The following is a 13,219-nucleotide window of genomic DNA, read 5'->3' as shown; positions in this document are numbered from 1 at the left end:
ACTACTTTAGTAGAAACCCCATCATTGCCAGAAATTATTTACCGCATGTCGCTAACGGCTTCCTGGATGTCGTTAAGTGATGCTTTGCTAAGATCTTTCGAGAGCGTATGGAGTACCAGTTTCTGGGTTGGCGCATCAAGCTTTTCGCGCAGCAGGCCCAGGAATTTGGGCGGTGCGACGATAATCAGTTTTTCCATACTGTTATTGACGCGGGCATTATAAAGGCATTGAGCCACCTCTTTGGCAAACAGCTCGTTCTCATGTTTTAACGCTGTCCCCCCTTCGGCAGACGAACGTGAACTCGATGACATGGACTCATGTACATCCGCGCCTGCACTGTCTGTAATCAGATCCCCCTCATGCAGGCGCCCTTCGGCATGAACCAGGCTCTCTTTCTCCTTCAGATGAAGAAAGTCACGAGTGAAAATGCGTGCTCGAGCGGCATCCGCTACCACGATATAGGTTGTCATCAGTCAACGTCCTCCATGCCGTTAGGGATATATTAACCATGGCAAGCGTTTGGCATTCGGTCAAACTAGAGCACTTTACGTCGTAAGAGACTGGTTATTGCTTCACCAATCAGCACTAGCACAATAATTGCGATCAGAATGGTCGCCACGGTAGGCCAGGCAAAGGTATCAATGGCACCCTGCAGAATGACGCCGATCCCGCCTGCGCCCACCAGTCCCAGCACGGTAGATTCGCGAATGTTGATATCCCAGCGCAGGATCACGATGGCGAAAAACGCTGGCATCACCTGGGGCACGATGGCATAGACAATTACCTTGGCCTTGGAGGCGCCGGTGGCTTCCATGGCTTCGACCGGTCGCTTATCGATTTCTTCGATTGCTTCGCCCATCAACTTGCCGATAAACCCGATAGAGCGAAACACAATGGCGAGAATGCCTGCCAGCACGCCGGGGCCGAAGATCGCCACGAACAAGAGCGCCCAGATGATGGTGTTCACCGAGCGGCTGGAAACCAGAATGAACCGCCCCAGCCACAGGCAGGCCCGGTTGGGCGTAGTATTCTGTGCGGCGATATAGGCCACCGGCAATGCCAGAAAAATGGTCAGGAAGGTGGCAAGCGTGGCTATGTGTACCGTTTCGATCAGGGCATTTACGATATTGCCAAGCCCGGCAGCGCTGGGGGGCCACATGCGCGCGCCCAGCCCGGAAATCTGGTTGGGCGCATCCCACACCCAGGGCCAGAAGATATCGATATCGCGAACCGCCCATACCACCACCATCAGAGTGATGAGCAGCACGGCAAAGCGAATAAGACGTTCCTTGCGATCAAAACGTTGCCAAACGTGGTCGGCGAGTTTCTGTGCATGATCTACCATATTTTTTTCCTCACCCAGCCGCTGATACCTTCACTGAGTAAAATGACCGCGATGATGACCAGCAGGATCGCAAAGGCGAAGTCATAGTCATAGCGCCCGAAGGCGTTCATCAGCGTGCCGCCAATGCCGCCGGCACCCACGATACCCACCACGGCAGACGCCCGCAGGTTGCTGTCCAGCTGGTACATGGAAAGCCCTACCTGGCGCGGTAGAATCTGCGGGAATACGGCGTAGAAGAGCGTGGCCAGATACCCGGCGCCAGCGGCGCGCATGGCCTCTACTTGGCCCCAGTCTATCTCCTCGATCTCCTCGGCCAGAAGCTTGCCGACAAAGCCGATGGAGTAGAGCGTGAGCGTCAAGATGCCCGCCAGTGGGCCAAACCCCACGGCGGCAACGAACAGAATCGCCACGATCACCGGGTGAAAGCTACGCGAGATAATGATGACTGCACGGCCAATCAGGTAGATCGGCATGGGCGCAATATTACGCGCCGCCATCACGGCAAAAGGGATCGACAGGAAGACGCCCAGTAGCGTGGCCAAAATGGCGATCTGAAAACTCTCCTTGAAGCCGGTCAGGAGAAGTTCGTAGCGCTCGAGGTTGGGTGGAAAGCCGCCGCTGAAGATACGTGCGGCGCGGGGCAATCCTTCAGAGATGCGCGCCCAGTTGAACGGTAGCGAACCAAATGCCCACACCAGATACACTGCCACGACGATGATCAGCCCGTAGCGAAGTAGAGGATTGGCAATGAACGGCGGTTTCTTCCAGGTGCGCGGCGTGCTGGATGAAGCCTCAGGCGGGGTCATGGGCGCGCTCCTCTGATGGGGCGTCGCTTATCGCATCGTCCGGTGCTTCGATGCCGCCGTAAATGGCGTCCAGCGCGTCTTTATTGAAATCACTTGGCACGCCATCAAAAATCATCTTGCCGTGGCGCAAACCCACAATGCGCTCTGTGTAGGTTTTGGCCTGGGCCACGTTGTGGATATTGATCAGCACCGGCAGTGAAAGCTCGCTTGCCAAGCTCTGCAGTAGCATCATGATCTGCTCGGAGGTGCGCGGGTCAAGCGAGGCGGTGGGTTCGTCGGCCAGCAACACGTCGGGCTCCTGCATCAGCGCCCGTACCACGCCTACCCGCTGGCGCTCGCCACCGGAAAGCTCATCGGCGCGCTTGTTGGCGTAGTGGGCAATGCCCACACGCTCCATCAGCATAAATGCGCGCTCAATATCCGCCTGCGGGTAGCGGCGGGTAATTGCCTGATAGAGATTCACGTAGCCCAGCCGCCCAGCCAGCACGTTCTCCATTACCGTCAGGCGGTCCAGCAGGTTGAAGCCCTGAAACACCATGCCGATCTTGCGGCGCGCACGGCGCAGGTCAGCGCCCCTGAGATGCACAAGCTCGGTACCGTTGAGAGTAATGGAGCCGGAGGTCGGCTCCACTAGGCGATTGATACATCGCAGCATGGTACTTTTACCGGCGCCGGAGGCGCCCACAATCGATACCACGCTATTGCCCTCAACCTTCAGGTCGAGACCTTCCAGCACGGCTTTGTCGCGGCCATACCGTTTGACCAGATTCTTGATTTCCAGCATGTTTTCGCTTCCATCGGTAGCTAACAAACCGCGCCACGCGGGCGCGGTACGTTTTACTCTTCCAGATTGTCAGGCGTATAGCTCACGCCATTGGCAGCCTGGATGGTGCGAATTACCTGCCAGTTATCCTTGTAATTGATGGGAATGAACTTCTCGACACCCTCAAACTCTTCGCCAAGCTCTGTGCCTTTAAAATCGAAGCTGAAGAAGGCCTCTTCGATCTTCTCGACCAGGTCCGGGTGCAGATTGTAGGCGTAGTTATAGGAGGTGGTGGGGAAGCGGTCGGATTCAAAAATCATGCGGACGTCGTCGGTGTCGTAAAGCCCGCGCGCGGCCATTCGATCAACCACTTCCGAGGCCACTGGGGCGGCGTCGTAATCGCGCGCCACGACGCCCAACATGGATTGGTCGTGGCTGCCAGAGTAGACCACTTCGTAATCTTCGTCAGGTGTTATACCCAGTTCAGGCAGTAGTGCCCGAGGCGCCAGATTGCCTGAATTAGAAGTGGGTGATGTATGGGCAACCCGTTTACCTTTCAGGTCTTCCAGTTCATGGATGTCGGAGTCTGCGTGGGTGAAAAGCTGTAGGGTATAGCCAAACTGGCCGCTATCTGAGCCCATTAATGCAAAGGGAACTGCCCCTGCCAGGTTGACTGCAAAGGGCGTGGGACCGGTAGAAAAGCCCGCGATATGCAGTCGCCCGCTGCGCATTGCCTCCACTTGGGCCGCGTTGGACTGAACGGCGAAGAAGCGCACATCGCGGCCGGTCACCTCTGACAGGTGGTCGATAAAGGGCTGCCATATATCGGAATAGATGGCTGGATCTTCCACCGGGGTATAGGCAAAGATAAGCGTGTCGGGATTTAGCCATTGCGCCTCATCGGCGGGACGGTCCGCGACCATATCGGAGTTTTCGTCACAGTAAAGCGCATCAAGGTCGCCGCGTTCGCATTCGGCGTAGGCATGACTGGAAAGCAGTGCCAAGAGCGTAGTTGTGGTCAGTAGGGCAAGCGGACGCTTGCAAAACGTCATGGAAGTCATAAGGGGCCTCATTCATGAATTATTTTTGTGTTCTTGCAGTTGCTCAGCAGGCTAATGATGTTCTTTTATATACTTTGTGCCATGATCAAAAGGCGTCAAGTGTTTCGAAAATGTACATTTAGCCATCAAAATATTTATTTTTCGAAAATCGACACTCTCAATCTAGGGTTTGTTACAAAGTTATGTCAAACACTTTTCTTGCCGCCTCCTACCATTGGCGTAATCGTTACCTGTTGATGCGTCATGGTCATAGCCAGGCAAACCAGCAAGCGTTGATTATCAGTAGTCCCGGGCGGGGTGTTGAAGCGTTTGGACTCTCCACTATCGGCGAGCAGCAACTGGCGAGCGCCGTGCATGCATGGGCCTGGCCGGTGCCAACGCAGGTGGTGCATTCTGATTTTTTGCGCACCACCCAAACGGCTGCCCGCGTGGCCGAGGCCTTTAAGCTTACGATGACGGCCGACAGGCGCCTTAGAGAGCGTTCCTTCGGTGAGTTGGAGGGCGGCTCGGACGAGCGTTATCCGGATGTGTGGGCGCTGGATGCCCAGAATGCCGACCACACTTCACACCAAGTGGAGGCTGTGAGCGCGGTGGCTGCGCGCATGATGGCGGTGATAGAGGAGCGGGAGCAGCAGTGCGAGGGAGAAACCATCCTGGTCGTTAGTCACGGCGACCCGCTACAGATACTGCTGACCGCCTTGCAAGACAGGCCACTCACCCAACACCGTGAGCAGCCTGCTCTGTTACCGGCCAGCATTACCCAAGTGGGCGCGCCTTAGATCGCGCCTCCCCGTATGCCTTAGTGCCCCAGGATCTGGCTCAGGAACAGCTGGGTGCGCTCGGACTGCGGGTTATTGAAGAGCGGCTCCGGCGCATTTTCTTCGATGATCTGCCCCTGATCCATGAAAATCACTCGGTCGGCGACGGTTTTGGCAAAGCCCATCTCGTGGGTCACGCAGAGCATGGTCATGCCCTCTTCGGCAAGCTCGACCATGACGTCCAGCACCTCTTTGATCATCTCCGGGTCGAGTGCCGAGGTAGGCTCATCAAATAGCATCACATCCGGGTGCATGCACAGCGAGCGGGCAATCGCCACGCGCTGTTGCTGGCCGCCGGAGAGTTGGCCGGGGTACTTTTGAGCCTGCTCGGCGATGCGTACGCGCTCCAGGTAGCGCATGGCCTGCTCTTCGGCCTCCCTGCGCGGCTTCTTTTGAACCCACATGGGCGCGATGCAGCAGTTCTCCAGCACTGTCAGGTGGGGGAACAGGTTGAAGTGCTGAAACACCATACCCACGCTGCGGCGTATCTGCTCAATACGTTTTACGTCTTGGGTCAGCGGCACCCCGCCGACTACGATATCGCCCTGCTGGTGCTCTTCCAAGTGATTAATGCAGCGAATCAGCGTTGATTTACCCGAACCGGACGGGCCACAGATAACGATCCGCTCGCCGCGTTTTACTTCGAAATCTATATCGCGCAGTACGTGAAAGTCGCCATACCACTTGTTAACGCCGCGCATTTCGACCATTAGGTCAGACGTGCTTTTAGACATGCTGTTGCCAGAGAGGTTGGTGGCTGCTTGTGTCATGATTAAATCCTGCTCAAATTCTTGAAAAAGCGGCGTTAGCGCTTGTGGCCGGTGTTCAACTTGCGTTCCAGATACTGGCTATAGCGCGACATGCTGAAACAGAAAATCCAGAACACAAACGCGGCAAACACGTAGCCTTCCAGCGAAAAGCCCAGCCAGTTGGAGTCGGAAAGCGCCGCCTGCACGATCCCCAGCAGGTCAAACAGCCCAATGATCATGACCAGCGTGGTGTCTTTAAATAGCGAGATAAACGTATTCACGATGCCTGGAATCATCATCTTCAGCGCCTGGGGCAAAACGATCAGGCCCATGCGCTTCCAGTAGGTCATGCCCAGTGCCGCGGCGGCCTCCTCTTGGCCCTTGGGGATCGCCTGAAGACCGCCACGAATGACCTCGGCCATGTAGGCACTTTGAAACAGCGTTAGGCCAATCAGCGCCCGTACCAGGCGGTCAACGCTAATACCAGAGGGCAGAAACAGCGGCAGCATCACCGAGGCCATGAACAGCACGGTAATCAACGGCACACCGCGCCAGAACTCGATGAAGATGACGCAGAAGCTCTTCACGATGGGCATGTTAGAGCGCCGCCCCAGAGCCAGCACGATGCCAATCGGCAGCGCGCCGATCATGCCTACAGATGCCAGCAGCAGGGTCAGCATCAAACCGCCCCAGCGATGGGTAGGTACGCGTGGCAGGTCAAAGTAGCCGCCGTGAAGCAGTACGTAGGCCGCGATGGGAAAGCCCACCAAGGCAAACACGGCCACCCAGCGCTTGAACGGCAGGCGCGGAATGGCAAGCCAGGCGATCAGGGTAAAAAAGCCGCCAAACACAATATTGGCGCGCCAGATTTCCTCTCGCGGATAAAGTCCGTAGATAAACTGCGTAAAGCGCGCATTAACGAACACCCAGCAGGCGCCCTCTCGCGAGCAGTCATCCCGGGTGGTGCCTACCCAGTCGGCGTTGATGAACGCCCACTGAATGGTCGGCACCAAAAGCAGATATAGAACGTACAGCCCCACCAGCGTAAACAGCGTATTGAGCGGGCTGCTGAACAGGTTGGTGCGCAGCCAAGCCACGGGCCCTATGGTGTTGCTGGGGGCAGGCCGCTGATCAATCATTGTTTGGTTATGAATCATAAAGCTATCCTCACCGGCGCCTAGCGCTCAACCAACGCTACGCGGGCGTTGAACCAGTTCATGAACATGGAAACCAGCAGGCTGATCGTCAGATACACCGCCATGGTCATGGCGATCACCTCAATGGCCTGCCCCGTTTGATTCAGCGTGGTGCCCGCAAACACGGATACCAGGTCGGGGTAGCCGATGGCCGTGGCAAGCGAGGAGTTCTTGATCAGGTTCAAGTACTGGCTGGTGAGTGGCGGGATAATGACCCGCAGTGCCTGCGGAATGACCACTAGGCGCAACACCAGGTTACGCGGCAGGCTCAGCGCTTGGGCGGCTTCGGTTTGGCCGTGGGAAATGGCCTGGATGCCCGAGCGGACAATTTCAGCAATGAACGCAGCGGTATAGATGGAAAGCGCCAGCCACAGCGCCAGAAATTCCGGAATCACGGTAAAGCCACCGCGGAAGTTAAAGCCGCGCAGTTCCGGAACATCCCAAGTGATCGGTACGCCGGTGGCGACCGTAATCAGCAGTGGCAGACCCAGAATCAGTACCAGCGATATCCACCCGGCAGGGATCCGTTTACCGGTTGCCTCTTGGCGGCGCTTGTTCCACACACACAGTGCAATACTGGCGATAATCGCGACGATAAAGGTCGCTGGGATCATCCCAAAGCCTGACTCAAAAAGCGGCTCAGGCAGATACAGACCGCGCACGTTAAGAAAAACAACCTCGCCAAACGAGAGGCTGTCCCTTGCACTGGGTAGCGTGCGCAGCACGGCGAAGTACCAGAAAAAAATCTGTAGCAGTAACGGGATATTGCGGAAAGTTTCGATATAGGCGGTGGCCAGGCGTGCCAGTAGCCAGTTGGGCGACAGGCGAGCAATGCCGACAATAAAGCCAATCAGCGTCGCGGCCACCACACCCAAGGCGCCGACCAATAGCGTATTGAGCAAGCCCACCAAAAAGGTGCGGCCGTAGGTATCCTGAGAGGAGTAGTCGATCAGGCTTTGTACGATACCAAAGCCTGCGGTGTTATTTAAAAAGCCAAAACCGGTGGTGATACCCCGGGCGGATAGGTTGTCCTGAGTATTGCCGACGATATACAGCAAAAATACGACAACGGCTGCCGTTAAAAGCAGCTGAAAAACAAGTGCGCGTTTGGCACGGTCTCGCCAAAACGGTGGCTTGTGGCCAGCGGGGCGAGTGTTGGGTCTTACGGACATGGGTGGCGTCTCCGCTACACGGAAGGTCAATCAAATGGCCCGTCGGCACTCATCTGCTAAGCGCGACGGGCCGGGTCAAGCGAGATGCTTAGCGAATCGGCGGAGCGTACTGGAAACCACCCTGGTTCCATAGCGCGTTGGCACCGCGTTCAATCTCAAGCGGTGAGTCCATGCCAACGTTGCGCTCAAAGCTTTCGGCATAGTTACCGACCTGGCTAATAATGTTGTAAGCCCAGTCAGCGTCAAGCCCCATGCCTTCACCGTAGTTACCGTCCTGGCCAAGCAGGCGGGCGATGTCGGGGTTTTCGGAGCTGGTCATTTCCTCTACGTTTTCACTGGTCACGCCGTACTCTTCAGCATTGAGCATGGCAAACAGTGACCATTTCACGATGTTGAACCAGGTGTCATCGCCCTGGCGAACTACCGGGCCCAGCGGCTCCTTGGAAATGATATCGGGCAGAATGACGGCGCCATCCGGATCATCTAACTGAATGCGCAGCGCCGCCAACTGAGAAGTATCCGAGGTTAGAACGTCACAGCGGCCAGCCTGGAAGCCGCCCACGGTCTGCTCTGAGGTATCAAACACGATAGGATCAAATTCCATATCGTTGGCGCGGAAGTAATCGGCCACGTTAAGTTCGGTGGTGGTGCCCGTTTGGATACAGATCGCCGCACCGTCCAGCTCATCAGCACCGCCGATGCCCAGGTCACGGCTAACCATAAAGCCGATACCGTCATAGAAGTTGACGCCTGCGAAGTTCAGACCCAGCGTGGTATCGCGGGTGGTGGTCCAGGTCGTGTTACGAGAAAGCAAATCGACTTCGCCAGACTGCAGCGCAGTGAAACGCTCAACGGCATTGAGAGAGATGTAATTGACGGCATCTGCATCACCCAGCACGGCAGCGGCGACCGCACGGCAAACATCGACATCCAGCCCTTGCCAGTTGCCATCACCATCGGGTGCCGAAAAGCCTGGCAAACCGTCGCTGACGCCACACTGCACGGCTCCACGTTCAATGGTTTCTTCAAGTGTTGCTGCGTTAGCGTTAGTGGCGCCTGTCAGTGTGATGGCGCCTGCAGAGGCCAGTAATACCCAGTGTTTCTTGTTCAACATGGTAATTCCCTTCCTCAATTAATATTGTTATGCATGCGAAGGCATGACATATAAAGCTAGCAAGGAAGATGCCAATGTGGGTACAACGCCAAATTCAGCGCTTTTCAACGCAAAATGATTCTGCTTCTACGAAAGTTTAGGTGCAAAAAAATAGAAACGGTTGCCGCATGCGCTGTTTTGGTGCGACAACCGATGGTTGATGGCAGAGTGCTGACCGGTAAGCCCTAGCGAATGGGCGGGGCGTACTGAATGCCGCCATCGCGCCACAGAGCATTTAAACCACGGGTAATATTGAAGTTAGAGTCCACGCCCACGTTGCGATCATACATTTCGGCGTAGTTGCCCACCTGTTTGACGATTTGGTAAGCCCAGTCGTCATTAAGTCCCATGCCTTCACCAAAACTGCCGTCCTGGCCCAGCAGGCGGGCAATATCTGGATTATCGGAATCCGCGTGTTCATCAATATTGGTGCTTGAGACACCCAGTTCTTCAGCGTTGAGCATGGCAAACAGCGACCATTTTACGATATTGAACCACTGGTCATCGCCCTGGCGTACGGCGGGGCCAAGCGGTTCCTTGGAAATAATCTCGGGCAGCACTACCGCCATGTCGGGGTTGGCAAGCTGCATGCGTTGGGCATACAACTGAGAAGCATCGGAGCTTAAGACGTCGCAGCGCCCGGCTTCAAAACCGGCAATCGACTGTTCGGGAGAATCAAACACCACTGCGTCATAGTGCATGTCGTTAACACGGAAATAGTCTGAAAGGTTCAGCTCGCTGGTCGTGCCTGACTGCGTGCACACCGCCGCGCCGTCCAGGTCTTCGGCACTTTGCACGCCCAGGTCGCTTGCGACCATGAATGCTTGGCCATCGTAATAGCTCACCCCGGTAAAGTGCATACCTTGGGTGGTATCGCGGCTAGAGCTCCAGGTCGTCGTGCGGGAGAGCAGATCCACTTCGCCGGATTGCAGGGCGGTAAAACGCTCCACCGAATCGAGCGGTACGAAATCAACCTTGCTGGCATCGCCTAATGCCGCCGCGGCAATCGCGCGGCAGACATCGGTATCCAGGCCGCGATACGTATCGTTATCGTCCAGTGAGGAGAAGCCGGGCTGGGCGGCGTTCACCCCGCAGCGTACGCTATCGCGGGATTGAACGGTTTCTAATGTGGTGCCCAAGGCAACCGTCGGGACCAGGGCGCACGCGCCAATGCTTATCCATTTAAGGGTTTTCATTGTTGGTTCCTTAACGTGGTGACACAAAAAAGGCCGAGCAGTGCCCGGCCTCATCGCTTGCTGGCGTGCTATTCAAATAAACGTCAGCTGAACGCTTTACGCATGAACGGTGGCAACGCCAGGGCGCCCCGGTGGGCATCCACTGTGTAGTACTGTAGCGGCATTTCGTGACTAGCGGCAGCCTCTTCGCGGAAGGTTTCCACGTTGGTGCCTTTACCGGCAAGCGTCACGCTCCACCAGCCGGAAGGATAAACCGGCTGGGGGAAGGGCAACGTGGCGACACTGGCAAAGCCCGCTTCGCGCATGTCATGGCGCAGCTCACGAATAATCGAGCCACTGTGATAAAGCGGTGATTCGCTCTGCTGCACCATCACGCCATCGGCTTTCAGAATGCGGTGGCAGCGCTTAAGGAAGTCAGTCTTGAACAACCCTTCGGCGGGGCCGACCGGGTCGGTAGAGTCGATAATCAGCACGTCGATGCTTTCATCGGCAGCGTCATCTACCCACTTCACACCGTCGGCGAACAGCAGCTCGGCGCGTGGGTCGTCGTTGGCTTCCACCAGTGCCGGGAAGAAACGCTCGGAGGCCTTGGTGACTTCTTCATCGATATCGATCTGGGTGACTTTTTCAACGCCCGGGTGACGCAGCACTTCTTTCAGTGTGCCGCAGTCGCCGCCGCCGATAATCACCACGCGCTTGGGCGCCGGATGAGTAAACAGTGCCGGGTGGGCGATCATTTCGTGATACAGGAAGTTGTCGCGGTCGGTGAGCATCACGCAGCCGTCCAGCACCATCAGGTTGCCGTAGGTCTCGGTAGCGTATACTTCCAAGTGCTGGTACTCACTCTGCACATCCAACAGCTTTTCAGAGATCTTCAGCGAGAAGGCGCTGCCGTGGCTATCAAACACTTCGGTAAACCACTGGTCGTCGCGTAATTCGCTCATCAATTGGCTCCTGAGGAAGGGGTGTCGGAGTGGGTAGGAGTGCCTTGGTGATACTGCGGGCTTAACTCGTGCAGCGCTTCCATAAAGGCGGTGACGTTATCCGGGTTGGTAAACTGGCTGATGCCGTGGCCCAGGTTGAAAACATGCCCCGGACCGTGGCCGTAGCTTTCCAGCACGCGGGCGACTTCGGCACGAATCGCCGACGGGCGTGCAAACAGCACGTTGGGGTCGAGGTTGCCCTGAAGCGCAACCTTGTGGCCCACACGGGCGCGGGCGCTGGAGAGCTCGGTCGACCAGTCGATACCCAGTGCATCAGCACCAGCGCAGGCGATGTCTTCAAGCCACTGGCCGCCGTTTTTGGTGAATAGAATTACCGGTACGCGGCGTCCGTCGTGCTCGCGGATCAGCCCGGAAACAATTTGCTCCATATAGCGTAGCGAGAACTCCAGGTACGCGGGGGTGGAAAGCGCTCCGCCCCAGGTATCGAAGATCTGCACCGCCTGGGCGCCTGCGCGGATCTGCGCGTTCAGGTAATCGGTCACCGACTGCGCCAAGGTATCCAGCAGTTGATGCATGGTGTCTGGCGTATCGTAAAGCATGGTTTTCAGATGACGGAAGTCTTTGCTGGAACCGCCCTCCACCATGTAGGTTGCCAGCGTCCAGGGGCTTCCCGAGAAGCCGATCAGCGGCATACGCCCGTTCAGCTCGCGGCGAATGGTCGATACCGCACGCATGACGTAGTCCAGGTCGCGCTCGGCGTTGGGCACGCTTAGCGCCGCTACTTCTTCCGGGGTGCGCACGGTCTTGCGAAACTTGGGGCCTTCACCGGTTTCAAAATAGAGCCCCAGACCCATGGCATCGGGGATCGTCAAAATATCTGAAAACAGAATCGCCGCATCCAGCGGGTAACGCTCCAGCGGCTGAAGTGTTACTTCGCAGGCCAGGTCCTGGTTGCGACACAGGTCCATAAAACTGCCCGCATCGGCGCGGCGCTCACGATACTCAGGCAGATAGCGGCCTGCCTGACGCATCATCCATACCGGCGTGCGGTCAACGGGCTGGCGCGCTAGGGCGCGGAGAAAACGATCATTTTGCAACGGTGTGGAAGTCATAAACACGTGCCCTTGGGAAATTTACCTGTAGTGTATTTTAAAGGGTATACAAACCAGTGCTGATACTTTACTTGAAACATGATTGAAAAGGCGCTTGGCTCGGGTCTCTAAACCTTAAGGCAGAGGTGAGAGTGTACTTGAGAACGCCCAACTAAGCGGCATGCCGACGTGTAAAACGTGCCCAAACCTATCCGCTACGCAGAGGCCGGCGTGGCACGAAGCTACGGCTCTTCCTTCGCGGAAAAGGGATAAACCTCGGTCGTTGTCTTGCTCTCGTTCGCGCTAACGGTTGGGCGGCGGTCACGAGCACGCAGGTCACGATAAACAGCGGTGCGCATCAGCAGCATGGCCACCACCGGTGCAGTGAGCATCACAAAGGCAGTGATCAATAGCTCATGAATCACTAGCCGTGACTGTAGCGCCGAGAAGTAGATCATGGAGGCAATCAGAATAGAGCCGGTGCCTAGTGTGATCGTAATGGCGGGGCCGTGAATGCGCTGGAAGAAGTGCGGCAGTCTAACAAGGCCCAATGCACCGATCAGTACAATCGCGCTTCCAAGTAGCAATAGCAGGGTAATGGGCAGGCTGGCCCATAGCGGTAGTGACTCCAGCTGTGGGTTCATTCAATTACCTCGCCACGCATAAGAAATTTGGTAAGCGCGATGGTTGATACAAAGCCCGTCAGGGCAATCAGCATCGCGGCCTCAAAATAGATCACGCTGCCAAACCGGATGCCCAGCGCCAGGGCAAACAGCATGGCACACATCCATAGTGTATCGAGTGCCAGTACACGGTCTTGCGCGGTTGGCCCTCGCAGTAAGCGCACCGTACACAGCAGCATGGCTAACAAGACGCTAAGTAGCGTGATATTAATTGCCAGAGAGAGCAGCGTAGTCATACAGAA

Annotated in this window: 15 protein-coding genes; 1 reads left to right on the top strand and 14 read right to left on the bottom strand. The window is 56.5% G+C overall.

The features are described 5' to 3' along the window. Positions 1–38: 38 nt before the first annotated feature. From ACT3TJ_RS05285 to phnD, 5 genes are all read right to left on the bottom strand, one after another. A complete protein-coding gene (locus tag ACT3TJ_RS05285) occupies positions 39–470 on the bottom strand; it encodes a host attachment protein (RefSeq protein WP_172116903.1) in 432 nt (143 codons plus the stop codon). A 65-nt stretch (positions 471–535) separates the two neighbouring features. Beyond that, positions 536–1,345 carry a phosphonate ABC transporter, permease protein PhnE gene (phnE, locus tag ACT3TJ_RS05280; RefSeq protein ID WP_172116904.1) on the bottom strand — a complete coding sequence of 270 codons (810 nt, stop codon included), beginning with the start codon at positions 1,343–1,345 and terminating at the stop codon, positions 536–538. Further along, positions 1,339–2,151 (bottom strand): phosphonate ABC transporter, permease protein PhnE, encoded by an 813-nt coding sequence (phnE, locus tag ACT3TJ_RS05275; protein WP_193054097.1) that lies wholly within the window; start codon positions 2,149–2,151, stop codon positions 1,339–1,341. The genes phnE (ACT3TJ_RS05280) and phnE (ACT3TJ_RS05275) overlap by 7 nt, the downstream gene beginning before the upstream one ends. After that, complete coding sequence (gene phnC, locus ACT3TJ_RS05270; protein ID WP_172116906.1) at positions 2,138–2,935, bottom strand: phosphonate ABC transporter ATP-binding protein; 798 nt, start codon at positions 2,933–2,935, stop codon at positions 2,138–2,140. Before phnC ends, phnE (ACT3TJ_RS05275) begins: the two co-directional genes overlap by 14 nt. A 53-nt stretch (positions 2,936–2,988) precedes the next feature. Further along, entirely contained in the window at positions 2,989–3,975 is a 987-nt protein-coding gene (phnD, locus tag ACT3TJ_RS05265; RefSeq protein ID WP_172116907.1) for a phosphate/phosphite/phosphonate ABC transporter substrate-binding protein, read from the bottom strand. Positions 3,976–4,157: 182 nt separating this feature from the next. Between phnD and ACT3TJ_RS05260 the strand changes: the two genes are divergently transcribed. Beyond that, the gene (locus ACT3TJ_RS05260) at positions 4,158–4,754 is read left to right on the top strand and encodes a histidine phosphatase family protein (RefSeq protein ID WP_193054096.1); all 597 of its coding nucleotides are present in this window, start codon (positions 4,158–4,160) and stop codon (positions 4,752–4,754) included. Between the two features lie 20 nt (positions 4,755–4,774). Here ACT3TJ_RS05260 and ACT3TJ_RS05255 read toward each other — a convergent pair whose 3' ends face one another. From ACT3TJ_RS05255 to ACT3TJ_RS05215, 9 genes are all read right to left on the bottom strand, one after another. Beyond that, positions 4,775–5,503 carry an amino acid ABC transporter ATP-binding protein gene (locus tag ACT3TJ_RS05255; protein WP_193054108.1) on the bottom strand — a complete coding sequence of 243 codons (729 nt, stop codon included), beginning with the start codon at positions 5,501–5,503 and terminating at the stop codon, positions 4,775–4,777. 95 nt (positions 5,504–5,598) lie between these two features. Beyond that, the gene (locus tag ACT3TJ_RS05250) at positions 5,599–6,699 is read right to left on the bottom strand and encodes an amino acid ABC transporter permease (protein WP_193057134.1); all 1,101 of its coding nucleotides are present in this window, start codon (positions 6,697–6,699) and stop codon (positions 5,599–5,601) included. 20 nt (positions 6,700–6,719) lie between these two features. Beyond that, complete coding sequence (locus tag ACT3TJ_RS05245) at positions 6,720–7,910, bottom strand: amino acid ABC transporter permease (protein WP_172116909.1); 1,191 nt, start codon at positions 7,908–7,910, stop codon at positions 6,720–6,722. Positions 7,911–7,998: 88 nt separating this feature from the next. Beyond that, positions 7,999–9,024, bottom strand: coding sequence for an amino acid ABC transporter substrate-binding protein (locus ACT3TJ_RS05240; protein WP_193054093.1), 1,026 nt, complete (start codon positions 9,022–9,024; stop codon positions 7,999–8,001). Between the two features lie 224 nt (positions 9,025–9,248). Continuing rightward, positions 9,249–10,259: an amino acid ABC transporter substrate-binding protein gene (locus ACT3TJ_RS05235; RefSeq protein ID WP_193057133.1), complete on the bottom strand. Its 1,011-nt coding sequence runs from the start codon at positions 10,257–10,259 to the stop codon at positions 9,249–9,251. Between the two features lie 83 nt (positions 10,260–10,342). Further along, the gene (gene speE, locus ACT3TJ_RS05230) at positions 10,343–11,203 is read right to left on the bottom strand and encodes a polyamine aminopropyltransferase (protein WP_172116912.1); all 861 of its coding nucleotides are present in this window, start codon (positions 11,201–11,203) and stop codon (positions 10,343–10,345) included. Beyond that, a complete protein-coding gene (hemE, locus tag ACT3TJ_RS05225) occupies positions 11,203–12,315 on the bottom strand; it encodes a uroporphyrinogen decarboxylase (RefSeq protein WP_193057132.1) in 1,113 nt (370 codons plus the stop codon). The genes speE and hemE overlap by 1 nt, the downstream gene beginning before the upstream one ends. Positions 12,316–12,536: 221 nt before the next feature. After that, positions 12,537–12,938: a monovalent cation/H(+) antiporter subunit G gene (gene mnhG / locus ACT3TJ_RS05220; RefSeq protein WP_193057131.1), complete on the bottom strand. Its 402-nt coding sequence runs from the start codon at positions 12,936–12,938 to the stop codon at positions 12,537–12,539. Further along, on the bottom strand, positions 12,935–13,213 hold the full coding sequence (locus ACT3TJ_RS05215; protein WP_087110601.1) for a K+/H+ antiporter subunit F: 279 nt from the start codon (positions 13,211–13,213) through the stop codon (positions 12,935–12,937). The genes mnhG and ACT3TJ_RS05215 overlap by 4 nt, the downstream gene beginning before the upstream one ends. Between the last annotated feature and the right edge of the window lie 6 nt (positions 13,214–13,219).

The sequence above is a fragment of the Halomonas sp. AOP30-A1-24 genome, from assembly GCF_052378165.1.
Taxonomy (GTDB): domain Bacteria; phylum Pseudomonadota; class Gammaproteobacteria; order Pseudomonadales; family Halomonadaceae; genus Vreelandella; species Vreelandella citrativorans.
The sequence above is the reverse complement of the archived record's forward strand: the minus strand, read 5'-3'. Positions and strand labels throughout refer to the sequence as shown.